The organism is Bradyrhizobium forestalis, assembly GCF_002795245.1.
Lineage (GTDB): Bacteria > Pseudomonadota > Alphaproteobacteria > Rhizobiales > Xanthobacteraceae > Bradyrhizobium > Bradyrhizobium forestalis.
Genome location: NZ_PGVG01000134.1, coordinates 1 through 557 on the forward strand (window position 1 = coordinate 1; position 557 = coordinate 557).

Here is a 557-nt window from a genome sequence, read left to right on the forward strand (position 1 = left end):
CGCCATGCATGCGGCCGAACAGCACCGTGCCGAACACCACCTGCTCGCGGTCGCTGCTGCGCGCCACCACCTGGCCCCAGGCCAGATGGCACAGGCTCGCCAGGCTCACCCCCAGCCGCCGCGCCTGCACCCGCAGCCGCACGCTGAGCGCCTGCGGCAGCATCCGCTGCGCCTCACGGGTCCGGCTGCCGTCGCCCTGGACCTCGCACAAGCCAAAGGGCGTGCATGGCTCATCGATGTCCCCCAGCACTCCCCGGAAGAACTCTTCATGCGCGTCTGCACCCACGCCAAGCCGTGCCGCCGCCACCAGGTTGCGGAACGGCTGCGGGGCTGCCAGCTCATGCTCGCGGCCCTCCAGCACGGCCCGGACCTCGGCATGCATCAGCTCCAGCGTGGTGTGATCCCCGATCAGATGATGCTGCAGCTCCAGCAGCAGCCAGCGCGCGCTGCCGGGCTCGCGCGCGATCACAAACCGCAACAAGGGCGCTCGGCCAAGCTCGATGCGGTGCCGGCGCGGATCAAACCGATCCTTAAGCTGCGCGCGGCCCGGACCAGCA

At 70.7% G+C, this 557-nt stretch carries 1 protein-coding gene; it reads right to left on the reverse strand.

Translation table 11 applies throughout. The annotated features are described in order from the left end of the window. A partial coding sequence (locus CVM73_RS38825) for a condensation domain-containing protein (protein WP_347338482.1) occupies positions 1-478 on the reverse strand: 478 nt, incomplete at its 3' end. Between the last annotated feature and the right edge of the window lie 79 nt (positions 479-557).